This window comes from Microbacterium karelineae, assembly GCF_009745985.1.
GTDB classification, from domain to species: domain Bacteria; phylum Actinomycetota; class Actinomycetes; order Actinomycetales; family Microbacteriaceae; genus Microbacterium; species Microbacterium karelineae.
This window is the reverse complement of the sequence record NZ_WFIX01000191.1, coordinates 239,796-254,329: the sequence shown is the minus strand read 5'-3', so window position 1 is coordinate 254,329 and position 14,534 is coordinate 239,796. Positions and strand designations below refer to the sequence as shown.

Annotated in this window: 13 protein-coding genes and 1 tRNA gene; 8 read left to right on the top strand and 6 right to left on the bottom strand. The window is 71.3% G+C overall.

Going from position 1 to position 14,534, the window contains the following annotated elements; genetic code table 11:
* Window positions 1-11 precede the first annotated feature (11 nt).
* Window positions 12-920 carry a tyrosine-type recombinase/integrase gene (locus tag GB932_RS17685; RefSeq protein ID WP_156762012.1) on the bottom strand — a complete coding sequence of 303 codons (909 nt, stop codon included), beginning with the start codon at window positions 918-920 and terminating at the stop codon, window positions 12-14.
* A 498-nt stretch (window positions 921-1,418) separates the two neighbouring features.
* Window positions 1,419-1,495 (bottom strand) — tRNA-Met (locus GB932_RS17680).
* 107 nt (window positions 1,496-1,602) lie between these two features.
* Between GB932_RS17680 and GB932_RS17675 the strand changes: the two genes are divergently transcribed.
* A complete protein-coding gene (locus tag GB932_RS17675) occupies window positions 1,603-2,418 on the top strand; it encodes a carbon-nitrogen hydrolase family protein (RefSeq protein WP_156762011.1) in 816 nt (271 codons plus the stop codon).
* Here the strand turns inward: GB932_RS17675 and GB932_RS17670 are convergent.
* The gene (locus tag GB932_RS17670) at window positions 2,408-3,610 is read right to left on the bottom strand and encodes an aminotransferase class I/II-fold pyridoxal phosphate-dependent enzyme (protein WP_156762010.1); all 1,203 of its coding nucleotides are present in this window, start codon (window positions 3,608-3,610) and stop codon (window positions 2,408-2,410) included. The two genes, GB932_RS17675 and GB932_RS17670, sit on opposite strands and share 11 nt — an antisense overlap.
* Window positions 3,611-3,725: 115 nt before the next feature.
* Between GB932_RS17670 and GB932_RS17665 the strand changes: the two genes are divergently transcribed.
* Genes GB932_RS17665 through GB932_RS17655 form a run of 3 tightly spaced genes read left to right on the top strand, consistent with a single transcriptional unit; the run spans window position 3,726 to window position 7,872 of the window.
* Window positions 3,726-5,147 (top strand): S1C family serine protease, encoded by a 1,422-nt coding sequence (locus GB932_RS17665; RefSeq protein WP_156762009.1) that lies wholly within the window; start codon window positions 3,726-3,728, stop codon window positions 5,145-5,147.
* 47 nt (window positions 5,148-5,194) lie between these two features.
* Window positions 5,195-6,439 (top strand): CDP-glycerol glycerophosphotransferase family protein, encoded by a 1,245-nt coding sequence (locus GB932_RS17660; RefSeq protein ID WP_156762008.1) that lies wholly within the window; start codon window positions 5,195-5,197, stop codon window positions 6,437-6,439.
* Window positions 6,436-7,872 (top strand): CDP-glycerol glycerophosphotransferase family protein, encoded by a 1,437-nt coding sequence (locus GB932_RS17655; protein ID WP_156762007.1) that lies wholly within the window; start codon window positions 6,436-6,438, stop codon window positions 7,870-7,872. Before GB932_RS17660 ends, GB932_RS17655 begins: the two co-directional genes overlap by 4 nt.
* On the opposite strand, the gene GB932_RS17650 is transcribed toward GB932_RS17655, so the two are convergent.
* A complete protein-coding gene (locus GB932_RS17650) occupies window positions 7,869-8,891 on the bottom strand; it encodes a glycosyltransferase family 2 protein (RefSeq protein ID WP_231916316.1) in 1,023 nt (340 codons plus the stop codon). The genes GB932_RS17655 and GB932_RS17650 overlap by 4 nt on opposite strands.
* A 139-nt stretch (window positions 8,892-9,030) precedes the next feature.
* Between GB932_RS17650 and GB932_RS17645 the strand changes: the two genes are divergently transcribed.
* Window positions 9,031-10,269 (top strand): CDP-glycerol glycerophosphotransferase family protein, encoded by a 1,239-nt coding sequence (locus GB932_RS17645; RefSeq protein ID WP_156762005.1) that lies wholly within the window; start codon window positions 9,031-9,033, stop codon window positions 10,267-10,269.
* Window positions 10,270-10,376: 107 nt separating this feature from the next.
* Entirely contained in the window at window positions 10,377-10,682 is a 306-nt protein-coding gene (locus GB932_RS17640; protein WP_156762004.1) for a helix-turn-helix domain-containing protein, read from the top strand.
* A 9-nt stretch (window positions 10,683-10,691) separates the two neighbouring features.
* On the opposite strand, the gene GB932_RS17635 is transcribed toward GB932_RS17640, so the two are convergent.
* Both GB932_RS17635 and GB932_RS17630 read right to left on the bottom strand, forming a co-directional pair.
* Window positions 10,692-10,985 carry a hypothetical protein gene (locus GB932_RS17635; protein ID WP_156762003.1) on the bottom strand — a complete coding sequence of 98 codons (294 nt, stop codon included), beginning with the start codon at window positions 10,983-10,985 and terminating at the stop codon, window positions 10,692-10,694.
* A 105-nt stretch (window positions 10,986-11,090) separates the two neighbouring features.
* Window positions 11,091-11,786 (bottom strand): phosphocholine cytidylyltransferase family protein, encoded by a 696-nt coding sequence (locus tag GB932_RS17630; protein WP_156762002.1) that lies wholly within the window; start codon window positions 11,784-11,786, stop codon window positions 11,091-11,093.
* A 235-nt stretch (window positions 11,787-12,021) separates the two neighbouring features.
* Between GB932_RS17630 and GB932_RS17625 the strand changes: the two genes are divergently transcribed.
* A complete protein-coding gene (locus tag GB932_RS17625) occupies window positions 12,022-12,978 on the top strand; it encodes an ABC transporter ATP-binding protein (RefSeq protein ID WP_156762001.1) in 957 nt (318 codons plus the stop codon).
* On the top strand, window positions 12,954-14,507 hold the full coding sequence (locus GB932_RS17620) for a hypothetical protein (protein ID WP_156762000.1): 1,554 nt from the start codon (window positions 12,954-12,956) through the stop codon (window positions 14,505-14,507). Before GB932_RS17625 ends, GB932_RS17620 begins: the two co-directional genes overlap by 25 nt.
* Window positions 14,508-14,534: the final 27 nt, after the last annotated feature.

The window sequence follows — 14,534 nt, the reverse complement described above, 5'->3', positions numbered from 1 at the left end:
GCGGCCACCGGTCACGTGACGGTTAGCTTCACGTTGAGACCGACCGCGGCCGCACGGTCGGTCACGGCTGTGATCTCGGCCAGTACCGCGGCCACGTCCATCGTGGCATCGTCAATAGACGCAGCGCGCGCAGTCCGGCCGAAGCTCGTGGCCTCGGTCACGGCCGCGACCTCGTCCTGGTCGACATGGACGTACAGCGCGGTTGTGTCCAGGGACTCGTGACCGAGGAAAGTCTGGACGGCACGGATGTTCTTCGTCCGCCGGAAGCCCTCGCGTCCGGCGCGGCGCCGCAGCGAATGCGGTGACCAGCCGGGCAGGATCGCGGTCACCCACTTGTAGATCGTGCACGGGTGGACGTGGCCGTCCGCGCTCCCGCCCGGGAAGTACGGCACGTCGCGTCCCTGACCGGACTCGAGCGCGACGAGCGCTCGGTACGTCTCGTCGTCGAGGGGGAGATGTCGGGTCCGGCCGCCCTTGCCGGTCACGGTCAGCACGCGGCCACGACGATGCTGAGGATGCGCGGCGGTGATCTCGGCACGGCGCATCCCCAGCGACGCCCCGAGCAGGATGGCCGCGCGCTCACGGGGCGTGGCCATCGCGAGCGCCCGCTCGATCTCGTCATCGGGCGCGGGGGGCCGCGCGGTCCGCGGGACGCGGACGCGAGGGATCCCGGCCTCGGGATGGTGCACGAGGAGGTTGCGCTTCTGCGCCCACGCGAAGAACAGTCGGAGGCTGATGGCGATCTTCTTCCTGTACTCGGCCGACCAGGCGGGGTGCGTCGCGAAGTACGCAGTGACATCGTCGACCGTGCAGGAGCGGAGATCGACAGTTCTCCCGAACCGCTCGACGTCGCCGACGCGCTGCGCGATCGTGGCCGTGGACCTTCCTGCCGCGAGCAGAGTCTCTCGATACGCACTCAACAACGTCGCCTCCACGAACGAAATCTACACTTTGTGCGTGTCGAGGGTGTCGGATCGTGGCGAATGTCACTAGTGTGATTCGCATGTCGAGCCGACCCGTCGCCGAGACCGAACAGGAGCATGTGTCAGTTCGAACGCGCGTGCTGATGTTCCTCAACGGCGACATGAAGCCGACGAAGCTCGCGGGCGTGATCGACCGCGATTACCGCACGGTGCGAAGCAAGCTTCTCCCGCAGTTCGCGGGGAAGTGGAGGCCACGCGACATCGAGATGCTCTCCGAGTACTTCGACGTGTCCGAGGACTGGTTGCGAGGGAAGCTCCCGTTCGAGCCGATCGTGGAGCGCGAGCTCCCCGAGATCGACGAGGCCGACCTCGGCGCACCGATAACTGAAGAGACACAACTCATAGAACATCGAGGCGAGGAAGCGGCATCTCGTGCTTCCGCCGTCAACGACGAAGGCCCGGCCCCTCGTGATGAGGAGACCGGACCTTCGGACTTGGTTGCGGGGGCAGGATTTGAACCTACGACCTCTGGGTTATGAGCCCAGCGAGCTACCGAACTGCTCCACCCCGCGGCACATCAATTACTTTACCAGCCGTTCAGACACAGGCAAATCGAGCGCCTCGAACACGGGCGCCGGGCGTGTCTGTGCGAGCGCTGAATGCGTGGCATCATGGCGCCATGACCGCAACCCATGGACCCGTCGGCGTCGCCATCGCCCAGTTCGCTCCGGCCGTCGACGGCGCCTCGAACCTCACGCGGATCGCGGAGTTCTCCGCCACGGCCGCGGCCCGCGGCGCGCGAGTGGTCGTCGCGCCCGAGTACTCGAGCTACTTCGTCGCGCCGCTCGATGAGACGCTCGCGGCGCACGCCCAGCCCCTCGACGGCCCGTTCACGCGCGAGCTGGCGACGATCGCCGGCCAGAACGACCTCACGATCGTCGCGGGCCTCGTCGAGGAGGGCGAGGGGGACAAGGTGCGCAACACCGCGGTCGCAGTGGACGCGACCGGTGTGGTCGCCGCGTATCGCAAGCAGCACCTGTACGACGCGTTCGGCCAGACGGAGAGCGACTGGATCGAGGCGGGGCCCACGGGCGACGCCGAGACGTTCGTCGTCGACGGCCTCCGCTTCGGGCTGATGACGTGCTACGACCTGCGGTTCCCTGAGGTGGCGCGCGTGCTCGTCGACGCCGGCGCCGACGTGATCCTCGTGCCGTCCGAGTGGGTGCGCGGACCGCTCAAGGAGCACCACTGGGAGACCCTCGTGGCCGCCCGCGCGATCGAGAACACCGTCTACGTCGTCGCCGCGGATCACGCGCCGCCCGTCGGCATCGGGCGCTCGATGATCGTGGATCCGCAGGGGATCCAGGTCGCCGGACTCGGCGCGGAGGAGGATGTGACGGTCGGCTGGGTCTCGCACGACGCGATCACCGCGGTGCGCCGCCTGAATCCGGCGATCGAGCTGCGCCGCTACGGGGTCGCGCCGATCACGCGCTGAGGGTCGCGAGTCGCGCCGCCGCCTCCTCGAGCATCTCGCGCCGCTTGCAGGCGGCGAACCGCACGAGGCTGCGGTACTCGCGGGCGTGTTCCTCCGTCACGAACGCCGAGAGCGGCACCGCGACGACGCCCGCGCGATCCGGGAGCTCTCGGCACAGCTGCGCCGCATCATCGGCGCCCAGGGGAGAGGCATCGGCGACCGTGAAGTACGATCCGGCCGGCCGTGACACGTCGAATCCGGCCGCCCTGAGACCCGTGCCGAGCAGGTCCCGCTTCGCGCGCATGTCCCCGGCGAGCCCGGAGAAGAATGCGTCGGACAGGCGGAGGCCGCGCGCGATCGCGGGCTGGAACGGGGCGCCGCCCGAATAGGTGAGGTACTGCTTCACGGTCAGGACTGCCGTCACGAGGTCCTGCGGAGCCGTGACCCACCCCACCTTCCATCCGGTCGTGCGGAAGGTCTTCCCTCCCGAGGAGATCGTCACGGTGCGCTGCGCCGCGCCGTCGAGCGACGCGATCGGGACATGCGGTTCGTCGAGCGAGAGGTGCTCGTACACCTCGTCGGTCACGATGATCGCGCCGTGGCGATCCGCGAGCTCGACGATCCGCTCCCGCACCCCGGCCGAGAACACGGCGCCGGTCGGGTTGTGCGGGTCGTTCACGAGGATGATCCGCGTGCGATCGGTCACGGCGCGATCCAGTTCGTCGAGATCGGGCTGGAAATCGGGCCACCGCAGTCGCACGGGGACGAGCCGGGCGCCCGCGAGCCCGACGGCCGCCGCGTACGCGTCGTAGAACGGCTCGAAGACGACGACCTCGTCATCCGGGCCGTCGAGCAGCGCGAGCAGAGTCGCCGTGAGAGCCTCCGTCGCGCCCGCCGTCACGATCGCCTCGGACCCCGGATCCACCTCGATCCCGTAGAAGCGCCGCTGGTGCTCCGCGATCGCCTGCAGCAGGTCGGGGTCGCCGCGCCCCGGCGGGTACTGATTGCGCCCCGCCGCGATCGCCTCGCGAGCGGCTTCGAGGACCTCCTCCGGGCCGTCCTCATCGGGGAAACCCTGCCCGAGATTGAGCGCCCCCGTCCGCGCAGCGAGTGCCGACATCTCGGCGAAGATGGTCGACGCGACCTCCCCGTCGGCGCCGAGGAGGCGCGCGCCCGCGGCGGCGCGACGCCAGGATCCGGATACCTGAGTCATGCCGCCAGGCTACCCACGGGCGGCGACCCGAGGTTCACGGGGGCGGCCTACCCTGGACATAGGTCCGACATAGGTTCCGGATGCATGCTGAGGGCACCAGGCAGAAGGAGCAGCAATGAGCAACGACAGCGGAACTCCGATTCCCCCGCTTCCCGAGCGTTCGGCGGCCGACGCCGCGGCGCAGAGCGGTCACGCGAACTCTGCGCCGACGTCGCAGTACGCCGCGCCCGCATACTCGACCGCGCCCGTCCAGGGCCCACAGCCCGCCCCGACCGCGACCGCGCCGGCCTACGAGTGGGCGCCGCAGTCTCCCGTGAAGAAGAAGCAGAAGTCGGGGACGGGATCCAAGGTCACCGCGCTGTTCCTCGCCGCGGCCCTCATCGGCGGCGGCGCCGGATTCGGCGGCGCGTGGCTCGGCAACTCGGTGTTCGGCGGATCGGGCGGCGACCAGTCGACGGTCGCGACGGGCAGCGGCAGCCAGAACATCACGATCAACAACCCCGACGACGTGAACGAGACCGCGGCGGTCGCCGCATCGGCCCTCCCGAGTGTCGTCACGATCGAGGCGGCGAGCTCGAGCGCGGGCGGCAGCGGCTCCGGCGTGGTGCTGAGCGAGGACGGCTACGTGCTCACCAACACCCACGTCGTCACCCTCGGCGGCGCGGCGAGCGACGCGCAGCTGCGCGTCACGGCGTCGGACGGCACGCTCTACGACGCGACGATCGTCGGCACCGACCCGACGTACGACCTCGCGGTCATCAAGCTCGAGGGTGCGTCCGGGCTCACGCCCATGGAGTTCGCCGACTCTTCTGAGCTGAACGTCGGCGACACGACCGTCGCGATCGGCGCGCCCATGGGCCTGTCGAACACCGTCACGACGGGCGTCATCAGCAACCTGAACCGCTCGATCGAGATCGCCTCGTCCGCCGCCCCCGAGGGCGATGAGGCGGAGGATCCCGACGCGGAGGGTGGCCAGGAATCGCCCTGGTTCTTCGACCTGCCGGGCCAGGAGCAGCAGCAACAGCAGTCGACGGAGTCGATCAAGATCGCCGTGCTGCAGACCGACGCCGCGATCAACCCGGGCAACTCCGGCGGCGCGCTCGTCGACGGCGAGGGCAGGTTGATCGGCATCAACGTCGCCATCGCGACGGCCGCGACGTCGAGCGAGGAGGGCGGATCCATCGGCCTCGGCTTCGCGATCCCGTCGAACATCGCCGAGCGGATCGCGAACGAGATCATCGACACGGGCGCGGCCAGCCACGGCCTGCTCGGGGCGAGCGTCGCGCCGTCGTCGAGCATCGAGGGCACCACGACGACGGGCGCGTACGTCGCGGAGGTCGTCGGCGGCGGCGCCGCCGAGGACGCCGGCCTGAAGGAGGGCGACGTCATCACGCGGTTCAACGGGGTGCGCGTCAACGACGCCGTCGATCTGACGGCCCAGGTGCGCGCGGCGGCCGCCGAGAGCAGGGCGACCGTGACGTATGTCCGCGACGGCGAGGAGAACGAGGCCGAGCTCACGCTCGGCACCCTCGAGTGACCCACGGCGCTCAGGGGACGTCGCCCGTCGGCCAGTAGGCTCGACGGGTGGCGTTCTCCTCGTTCGGCGCGGGCAATGCGAAAAAGCTCGCCCGCCTTCCCCTCTACGGGCTCGGTCGCCTCGTCACGCTCGTGACGCCGCGCGGCCCGCAGTGGGTGTTCGGCTGCGGCGCGGGGATCGCGGACGGCGCCCTCGCGGCCTGGCGCGAGGCCCGTGCGCGCGGAATCGACGCGGTCTGGCTGACCTCCACGCCGGAGGAGGCCCATGATGCCGACGAGGCCGGGATCCCGTCGGTCCCGAAGATGTCGTGGCGGGGCTTCCTCGCCACCGCACGGGCGCGCGTGGCCGTGGTCACGCACGGCTTCGGCGACGTGAACCCCTACGCCGTGTCGGGGGCGTTCGTCGCGCAGCTCTGGCACGGCATCCCGCTCAAGCGAATCGGCCTCGACGCCCCCGAGATGGTGCGCAGCGCCTTCCTGCCGAACTCCGCCCTGGTCCGCGGGCTCATCGCGTGGATGTATCGGCGCTCGGCGCAGCGCATCGGCCTGATCCCCGCCGCGAGCCACCTCGTGCGGGGGCGCCTGGAGTCGGCCTTCGGGATCCCCGACGCGCGGGTCGCCGTCACAGGCGAGCCGCGCGTCGACGTGCTCTCGCGTGGTACGGCTTCCGAGCGGCGGTCCGCGGCGCAGGCGCTTCTCGACCGCGTCGCTCCCGAGCTGCGCGGCGAGAGGCATCTGCTCCTCTACGCGCCGACGTGGCGCGACGGCGACCCGGATCCGGCTGTGCCGAGCAGAGACGAGTGGCGCGCGATCGTCGAGCTGCTCGAGCGCCGTGACGCCGTGCTCGTCGTCCGCTCGCATCGGCTCGGGGAGGGCGATTACGCGCCGCCGATCGCGACGGAACGCGTGGTCGGCCTCGGATCCGACGTGCTCGCCGACGTCACGCCGGCCCTGCCCGCCTTCGACGCGCTCATCACCGACTACTCGTCGCTCGCGTACGACGCGGCCCTCGTCCCGCTGCCGGCCCTGTTTCTGGCGCCCGACATCGCCGACTACGACCGACGCCGCGGCTTCTACGGCGCATACGCCGACGTCGCCGGCCCTGACGTGCCGACGACATGGGGCGCGCTGGTGCCCGAGATCGACCGGTTTCTCGGGCAGGATGAGGAGCGCGAGCGGCGCACCGCTCGCGCGCGCGCGATCAGCGCGCGCGTGCACGCCTTCCGCGACGGCGAGAACACCCATCGCGTGCTGGATGAGATCCTCCGACGGATCGGGGAGACGAGGCCATGAGAACCGCGACCGTCCTGGAGATCGCACCGGATGCCTCCGCCCTCGTCGTCTCAGGTGAGGGGCCGCGCCCGGAGTGCGCCGAGCTCGTCGGCGCGCGCGCCCGGGTGTCGGCACGGCTGTCGGGCCGCGGACGCACCTGGAAGGCGCGCTTTCCCCTGCGCGCCGCGCGGTGGGGCGGGGCCGAGCTCCCGCTCCCGTCCGGCGCCTACCGGATCGAGATCCCCGGAATCGAGGTCGCGGGCTCTTTCCCGATGATCATCGACGACGCGCTGCGGGTGTCGGCGGAGGGCGCCGTGGTGACGGTCGGGCCGCCCGTGGATCCGTCCCTCGAGACCCCGGAGGCGCGGGCGGCGCTCGAGCGCCGGTACGCGATGCGCGCCGGCGACCTCGAGGAGGCCGTGTTCTTCGAGAGCTTCTACGGCCGCGTCGCCGGCGACAATCCGCTCGCCCTCGACCGCGAGATCGCGCGCGTCCTGCCGGGCGTCACGCGCTATTGGAGCGTCGTCGACCTGTCCGTCGATGTGCCGTCCGGCGCCGTCGCGATCGTCGAGGGCACGGCGGAGTGGTGGCGCGCGCGGAGCGCGGCGCGCCTGCTGATCGTGAACGACTGGCTGCGGCGGCGCTATGTCCCGCGCCCCGGCCAGCACGTCCTGCAGACGTGGCACGGCACGCCGCTGAAACGGCTCGCGCTGCATCGGCGCGGCTGGAACCCGCGGCGCTGGGGCGCGATCGTGAAGGAGTCGCGCCGCTGGGACGTCCTGCTCGCGCAGAATCCGTACGCGGCGCGGATCCTCTCGCGGGCGTACGCGTTCCTGCGGCGGCCCGTCTGGACCGAGGGCTACCCGCGCAACGACGTCCTCACGACGGGCGACGCGGGGGAGACTCGCCGGGCCCTCGGGATCCGCGACGACGAGCGCGTGCTGCTCTACGCCCCGACATGGCGCGACGATCGCGAGGAGATCGTCGACTTCGTGGATCCGATCGCCCTCGCCGAGCGCACGGGATCGGTCGTGCTCGTGCGCGGGCACAGCCGCACGCTCATCCCGGGCGAGAACGTCTCCGGGCCGCGGGTCGTCGACGTCACGGGATTCGCGGACGTGTCGCGGCTGATGCTCGCTGCCGATGCCCTCGTCACGGACTACTCGTCGGTGATGTTCGACTTCACGATCACGGGCAAGCCGATCGTGTTCCTCGTGCCCGACATCGAGCACTACCGGGGCGAGCTGCGCGGCTTCTACTTCGACCTGCTCGAGCGGGCGCCGGGCCCCGTGGTCCGGACACAGGATGAGCTCGTCGCGGCGCTCGACGAGGATCCGTCGGCGCACGCGGAGCGGTACGCGAAGTGGCGCGCGGTGTTCAACGCCCGCGACGACGGCCGCGCGTCGGAGCGGGTCGTCGCCCGCCTGCTCGACCAGGGGCTCCTGAAGCGTTAGGGCAGGGGCGTGTTCCGGCCCGAGAGCCTCGACGTGTCGACGGTGTCGCGCGCGCCGCGGGTGACGCCCGCGAGGAACCCGGCGCCCCACGCGATGTGCATCGTCGGGACGACCGCGGCGAACCAGGCGCGCTCGGCGAGGCCCGCGCCGCGGCGCGCCGCCACGGAGGCGGCGACGATGCCCGCATAGGCGGCGACCGGGAGGAAGACGAGGCTCGCGAGCGCGGCGGCGACGCCCGTGAGCGCGCGCGTGCCCCGGAGGATCGCGACGACGAGCGCGAGCGCGAGCGTCGCGACGAGCGCGGGCGGCGCGAAGAACCGCAGCGAGTTGCGCGAGCCGTAGCGGCGCACGAGCTCGCCGCGCCAGCGCCCCGTCGCGAGGAACTGGCGGGCGAGTCGCGCCCAGCTCTCGCGGGGCCAGTACGTGACCGACAGCGTCGGATCGAACATGACGCGGTAGCCGGCGTGACGGATCCGCAGGTTCAGCTCCCAGTCCTCGCCGCGTCGGATCGACTCGTCGAACAGCCCGACCTCCTCGAGCACGTCGCGGCGCATCACGCCGAGATAGGCCGACTCCGCCTCGCCCTCCTCGGCGCCACCGTGGTAGGCGCCGCCGCCGAGGCCGATCCGCGAGTTGTATGCCGCCGCGGCCGCACGTTGGAACGGGGTGCGGCCCTCGGCGCGCATCACGCCGCCGACGTTCGCCGCGCCCGTGCGAGCGAGGGTCTCGATGGCGCGAGCGGTGTACCCCGGGCTCAGCTCGGAGTGAGCGTCGACGCGGACGATCGTCGGATGCCGCGAGGTGCGGATCGCGAGGTTGAGCCCGACGGGGATGTCGGCGGCGGGGTTGTCGACGAGGACGATGCGCGCGTCCGCTGCCGCGAGCTCGCGCGCGAGCTCGGTCGTGCCGTCGGTCGAGGGGCCGAGCGCGAGCACCAGCTCGATCGGTCCGTCGACCTCCTGGGCGAGCGTCGAGGAGATGGCGCGGGGCAGGTAGTCGCGCTCGTTGAGCACGGGCATCACGAAGGACACGCCGGATCCCTGCGCGACGGCGGACGCCTCCCGACGGATCTGCCCGGCGCGGCTCGGGTCGGGATCGTTACGCATTCGACGATCATCCCACGGTGTCGTGCCAGGTCGCCTGGATAGCCTGGGACGTGTGGCACTGCTGAACGACGCGAAGAACGCCGTAGCTCTCGTCCGGAAGGCGGCACGCGCCCGCAGCGCGTACCGCTCCGTCACCGAGGTGGTGAGGAGCAGGGGGCCCCTCGAACGCGATCGGTTCCGGATCGCCGTGTACTTCGCCGACGGTGACGTGAACATGTACCAGATGCGTCAGTGGTACCGCCCGCTGCGGGAACTCGCGAAGACCTGGCCAGTCGTCGTCCTGTCACGGAACGCGACGGGCGCCAGGGCACTGCTGGATGACGGCGCGCTCCCCGTGGCGTTCGTCCCCGAGGTGCGGAACATCGAGCGATTCCTCGCGCGGCAGGACATCGCCATCGTGCTCTATGTGAATCAGAACACGCGCAACTTCCAGATGTTCCGCTATGGCGAGATGTGGCACGTGTTCATCAACCACGGCGAGTCCGACAAGATGTACATGACCACGAACCAGTACAAGGCGTACGACTACGCGCTCATCGCGGGCGAGGCGGCGCGCGATCGGCTCTCGCGGACCCTGTGGGACTTCGACCTCGATCGCCGGACCGTCGAGATCGGCCGTCCGCAGGCCGATCACTATTCGGGCCAGACGCCGTTCGCGCCCGACGAGCGCACCGTCGTGCTGTACGCCCCGACGTGGGAAGGCGACCGGCCCGCCGCTGCCTACGGATCCATCCTGAGCCACGGCGAGGCGCTCGTGGAGCGGCTGCTCGCCGACCCGCGGTACCGCCTCGTCTATCGTCCGCATCCGCGCAGCGGCGTCGTCGACCCCGCATACGGTGAGGGGAACGCGCGCATCATCGCCGCGATCGCGGCGGCGAACGAGAGGGACGCCGGCGCGCAGCACGTCTACGACGACGGCCCTGAGCTCGGATGGCAGCTCGCGGCGGCCGACGTCGCCGTCGTCGACATCTCCGCGATGGTCTACGACCGGCTCGCCGCCGGGAAGCCCCTCATGGTGACGCGCCCCGCGGATCCGGCCGCCGCGGTCGACGAGGGCGGCTATCTGGGCGCGTGCGAGTGGCTGACGTCCGAGAAGGCGCCCGAGATCGTCTCGGAGATCACGCGCGTGAGCGAGGATCCCGAGACGTCGGGGCGGCTCGCGCACTGGGTGCGCCACTACTTCGGCGACACGAGCCCCGGCGCCCCGACCGAGCGCTTCCACGCGGCGATCGATCGGCTGATGGCGCGCCGGGACGAGTGGGCGGAGCGGGAGAGGCCCGTATCGGGCTGAGCGTCGCCTGCGGGCACCGGCGCCCCCATGGGGCATCGAAGGGGTGGCATATAAGCCACGGCACGAAGCCTTAGGCATGTGAGCCGTGTCGTCTGCACGATCGGGGGATGGCTCCCAAGCACTCCGCCGTGTCCGCCGAGGTCGGGCGGCGCATCGCGCAGCACCGTGCGAGAACGGGAGTCAGCGCGCGTGCCCTGGCGGAGTGCGCCGACATGGACCTCACGAACTTCCAGCGGATCGAGCGCGGCGAGGGCAATCCGACCATCTCGACGCTGCTGCAGATCGCGACGGCGCTCGAGATCGACGTGGGGGAGCTCGTCACGGGGCTCGATCCCGCGGATCTGCAGAACGGGCGCTATCCCTACGGCTACACGGAGATCTCGACGCGCCGGCGCAACCGCGGGATCTACTGACCGGCGCCGTCACAGCACGAACTGCCACAGCAGCTCCTCGTCGACGCCCGCGCGGCGCCAGCTGAGCGTGACGCACAGATCCGACGGATCGAGGCCGCAGAGGCAGATCTCGTTCGCGTCGTCCGGCAGGACGACTCCCCACCGCTCGGTCGTCACGCGGTCGCCCGCCCGGATGATCGCCCGCGCGTACTCGAGCGGCTCACCCGAGATGTTCGTCACGACGGGGTGCGCACCGTCGCGTCGGGTGCGCCACGGCGTCGGGCGCGCGGCGGATCGGGCCTCGGGTGCGGAAAGCGGCGGCATGCCGTGACCATACGACGAAGCCCCGACACGCGAAGCGTGCCGGGGACCATGTCGTGGGTCGTCGGGCGAGTCGTGGAGCGGCGACGCCTCCTGGAGCGGTCTGCTCTACGCGAGAACCTCGTTGGCGCGCTCGAGATCCTCGGCGAAGTCGACCTCGACGGCGTACAGGTCGCTGATGTCCATCGCCGCGACGCGCACGCCGTTCTCGGCGATCGCGAGTTCGAGCCCGCGCTCGAAGTAGTCCTGGTCGTCGACGCGCTGCAGCTTCATCATGAGCGCACGCTTATCGTGGCGCGAGATGTAGTTGATGCCGACGGCCTCGCCGATGCCCCCGACGACGGTCTTCGACAGCTCGTCGACGAAGCCGTTCGCGTCGAGCGTGTACTTGACCTCCTCGTCGCTGACCTGCGAGGTGTTCACCGTGACGAACGACTGCTCGCGCTCGACCATCGCGGTCGCACGGCCGAGGACGCGGGGGTCGAACACGACGTCGCCGTTCATCCACAGCACGCCGCCGCGACCTGTCGCCGCGAGGGCGCGCAGGAGGCTCTTGGAGGTGTTGGTCTGGTCGTAGCGCTCGTTGTGCACGTAGTCGGCATCGGGGAACGCGTCGATGATCGTCTCGGCACGGTAGCCGACGACGGTCGTGATGCGGGCGTCGGACCCGAAGGCGGCACGGATGTTCTCGTGCTGCTGCTGCATGATGGTGCGGCCGTCGGAGAGCGTCGTGAGCGACTTGGGGAGCGCGCGTCCGAGACGGGTTCCCATGCCGGCGGCGAGGATGACGGTGTTGATGGTCATGCGAGAGCTCCTTGATCTGGGTGGGGGCGTGGGCCCGAAGAACCCCGCGGCCTGTGAGTCGGATACTCCGACGTCGAGGCAGGTTCACGCGGAATTCACCCCTGGTCTCCCGTGATGATACCTGGGTGTGCCGGGGAAACCCGGGATCTCGGAGCGGATCGGGAGGTTTCCGCCTCGAAGGAGGCCGTTCCGCGCGGCGCTCGGGGTCGCCCCTCATGGTTGATAAGTTGGACGGGTGACGATTGCGTCGGGGGAGAAGGATGCGTCGGTGCACCAGGACGGTGCGCCGGGCGCGGAGAGCGTCGAGCTGACGCCGGCGCCGCCCAAGCCGGGTGAGTCTGCGGGGGAGGCGGCGCGGCGCTTCGATGAGGCCGAGGGTCCGGGCGACGGTGCATCGGCCACGACGGACGCCGCGCACGCAACGGGCGGCGATGAGGACCTCGCCCTCGAGCTGCGCGGCGTCGTCAAGACCTACCGCGGTGAGCCGGCCGTCGCCGGAATCGACCTCACGGTCCCCGCCGGATCGTTCTACGGGCTCGTGGGCCCCAACGGCGCGGGCAAGACCACGACGCTGTCGATGATCTCGGGTCTGCTCCGCGCCGATCGCGGCGAGATCCGCGTATTCGACGTCGACGCGATCCGGCACCCGCGCGATGCCAAGCGGCTCATGGGTGTGCTGCCGGATCGCATGCGCACGTTCGACCGGCTCTCCGGCAGGCAGCTGCTGCACTATGTCGGCTCCCTGCGCGGGCTCCGCTCCGCCGTCGTGCGCGAGCGCGCCGATGAGCTCGCCGAGACATTCGATCTCGTGCCGTCGCTCGGCCGCGCCGTCTCCGACTACTCCACGGGCATGACGAAGAAGCTCATGCTCGCGTGCGCCATGATCCACGCCCCGCGCCTGCTCGTGCTCGACGAGCCGTTCGAGTCGGTCGACCCCGTCTCGTCGCAGAAGCTGCTCGACGTCCTGCGGGCGTACGTCGACGGCGGCGGCACGGTGATCCTCTCCGGGCACAGCATGAGCCTCATCGAGCGCATGTGCACGCGCATCTCCGTGCTCGTCACGGGTCAGGTGCTCGCGGAGGGGACTGTCGACGAGGTGCGCGGCGAGATGACGCTCGAACAGCGCTTCATCGACCTCAGCGGCGGCGTCGAAGGAGGCGGCCTCGAGTGGCTGCACACGTCGTCCGACTGAGGTTGGCCGCCGCGCTGAACCCGTTCCGGTCCGCATGGCGCGGCCGCATCGCCGCGGTTCTCGTGCTCCTCGCCACTGCCGTCGCCGCGGGAGCAGCGGCGGTCGCCGCGCTCGCGCTGGCCGGCGCGCCGGGCGAGACGGCCCGCGTCGCGATCGTGTGCGCGGGGTCTCTCGTCGTGGCCGGCTTCTTCCTCGCGCCGTTCGCGTCGTCGCGGCCCGACACGCTGGATCCGGCCGCGTTCGCCGTCCTGCCGCTCTCGCCCGCGCACGTCGCCTCGTCGTCCGCGATCGCGGGGCTCGTGAGCCTGCCGATCCTCGCGGTCGTGTGCGTCGACATCGCATGCGCGGTCACGGGCGCGGCTCACGGCACGCCCCCGGGCGTCGCCGCATCGGGCGCCGCGATGCACGCCCTGACATGCGTCCTCGCCGCGCGCATCGGGTACCTGCTCGCCGTCAGGGTGCGCATGGGCGGGCGATCGAGCGAGGGGGCGGCGCTCGGCGGGATCCTCGCCCTCGCGATCGTCGTGCCCGCCGTCGCATACGCGCTCTCGGAGTCGTGGCACGCGGGGGCGCCCGCTCTCGCCCGCGCCGTCGCCGATGCGCTCGCGGTCACACCGCTCGGCGCGGGCGCCGCCGTCATGTCGTCGGGCGCGGCGCCGACGGCGCCCCTCATCGCCGCCGGGGCGACCCTCATCGCCCTCGCGCTCGCGTGGTGGCTCGCCGTGCGCCGGGCCTTCTCGGCGCCGCCGGCGAGCCGATCGCAGCAGCAGGCGGGCCTCGGCTGGCTCGGGCTCCTGCCGCGGACCGCCGCCGGCATGATCGGGGCGCGCGGGATCCTCTACTGGGCGACCGATGTGCGCCACCTCGCGAACGTGGCGATCGTGCCCGTCGCGGGCTTGGCGCCTGTGGTGCCGCTCCTCATCGCGGGGGTTCCGGCCGACATCGCCGCGCTCGTCCCGTTGCCGATCATCGCGGGCTTCCTCGGGTGGATCGCGCACAACGACCTGGCATACGACTCGGAGGCGCTCTGGCTGCACCTCGTCTCCGGTGTGCGCGGCGTCTCGGATCGGGCCGGCAGGCTCGTCCCGATCACGCTCATCGCGATTCCGATGCTGTCCGCCGCGATCGCCCTGACAGCGTCCTTCGCGGGAGCATGGGACCACCTTCCGACGCTCATCGGCGTGGCCCTCGCGCTGTTCCTCTCGGGACTCGGCCTGTCGAGCATCTCGTCGGCGGCCTGGCCCTACGCCGTGGCGCGCCCGGGCGACAGCCCCTTCCGCCAGCCGCAGCGCATCGGCGCGCGCGGCGCGATCGCGCCCGGGATCGTCCTGCTCGCGACGTTCGCGATCGCCGTGCCGACGATGATCCCCGCGTTCGCCGTGCTCACCGGATCCGGTGTCCGCGACGAGGAGGTGCTGCTGCGCGGCGCCCTCACGGGCGTCGGCGTCCTCATCGTCGGCGTGCTGCTCGGCGCCCTCGTGTTCGATCGGCGGGGCCACCGGCTCGTCGAGGTGGGTCGCGCGGCGTGAGCGCACGGGTCCACGGGGCCCCGAATC

Bases quoted from the DNA above. Each gene is read 5' to 3' on its own strand.
- GB932_RS17675 (WP_156762011.1), top strand. From the start codon at position 1,603: ATGACCGCAACCCATGGACCCGTCGGCGTCGCCATCGCCCAGTTCGCT.
- GB932_RS17670 (WP_156762010.1), bottom strand. From the start codon at position 3,610: ATGACTCAGGTATCCGGATCCTGGCGTCGCGCCGCCGCGGGCGCGCGC.
- GB932_RS17665 (WP_156762009.1), top strand. From the start codon at position 3,726: ATGAGCAACGACAGCGGAACTCCGATTCCCCCGCTTCCCGAGCGTTCG.
- GB932_RS17655 (WP_156762007.1), top strand. From the start codon at position 6,436: ATGAGAACCGCGACCGTCCTGGAGATCGCACCGGATGCCTCCGCCCTC.
- GB932_RS17650 (WP_231916316.1), bottom strand. From the start codon at position 8,891: ATGCCCGTGCTCAACGAGCGCGACTACCTGCCCCGCGCCATCTCCTCG.
- GB932_RS17640 (WP_156762004.1), top strand. From the start codon at position 10,377: ATGGCTCCCAAGCACTCCGCCGTGTCCGCCGAGGTCGGGCGGCGCATC.
- GB932_RS17635 (WP_156762003.1), bottom strand. From the start codon at position 10,985: ATGCCGCCGCTTTCCGCACCCGAGGCCCGATCCGCCGCGCGCCCGACG.
- GB932_RS17630 (WP_156762002.1), bottom strand. From the start codon at position 11,786: ATGACCATCAACACCGTCATCCTCGCCGCCGGCATGGGAACCCGTCTC.